Below are 985 nucleotides of genomic sequence, written 5' to 3'. Positions count from 1 at the left end.
GCGCATGTGCCGCACAAATGCCCGATTGATGTGAGGATCACAAGTTGAGGAAGTTTCCGGCGCCGACTTTTCATCTTTCGCCCGCTCGTCTACCAGTGGAGCCATCATGTTGAGCCGACCCAGATCGACGATTGCCCAGGCAGCGCGCGTCTTCGCGACGCTTTCGCTTGGCGTTGCCGTTGCAATGGCGAGTTCGGTCAGCGCCTTTGCCCAGAACGTGCCGGTGGTGCGCGACGCCGAGATCGAGGCGCTGGTTCGCGATTACGCGCGGCCGATCTTCAGGGCGGCTGGCCTGGCGAATGACGGCATCGACATCGTTCTGGTCAATGACCAGAGTTTCAACGCCTTCGTCACCGGGCGCCGGCTGTTCATCAACACCGGCGCGCTGATGACGGCTGAAACGCCCAACGAGATCATCGGCGTCATCGCCCACGAAGCCGGTCATATCGCCGGCGGCCACCAGCAGAAACTCCGCGACCAGCTTGAACGCGCCAAGACGATGGCCATCATCGCGACGCTGCTGGGTGCCGGTGCCATGGTCGCCGGCGCGACAACCAATAGCCGCGGCCTTGCCGGTGCGGGCGTGGGCGTAGCCGCCGGCGGCGGCGAGATGGCACAGCGCAGCATCCTCGCCTACCAGCGCACCGAGGAGATGACGGCCGACCGCTCGGCGATCACCTATCTCAACGCCACCGGCCAGTCCGGCATGGGCATGCTGAAGACGTTTCACCGCTTCCAGACTGCGCTGTCGCTCTCGGGCGCGCAAGTCGATCCCTACCGGATCAGCCATCCGATGCCGCGGGATCGTATCTCCAATCTCGAAGTGCTGGTGAAACAGAGCCCCAATGTCGACAGGCCGGACCCGCCCGCGCTGCAGCAGCGCCATGACATGGTGCGGGTGAAGATCGCCGTCTACATGGAAGGCCAGGCGGCTGCGTCGCGGCTGATGCGAAAGATGCAAGGGACCCTCGCCGCGCTATATGGC

General features: G+C 64.4%; 1 protein-coding gene. It reads left to right on the top strand.

The window, feature by feature from the left end; genetic code table 11:
* Positions 1-106 precede the first annotated feature (106 nt).
* Positions 107-985 (top strand): M48 family metalloprotease (locus tag EN893_RS35575; RefSeq protein ID WP_206640253.1); only part of this gene is annotated, 879 nt, incomplete at its 3' end.

It is taken from the genome of Mesorhizobium sp. M7A.F.Ca.CA.004.04.2.1, assembly GCF_004022825.1.
Classification (GTDB): domain Bacteria; phylum Pseudomonadota; class Alphaproteobacteria; order Rhizobiales; family Rhizobiaceae; genus Mesorhizobium.
Note: the sequence above shows the minus strand (reverse complement) of the source record. Positions and strands in the feature narration are given on the sequence as shown.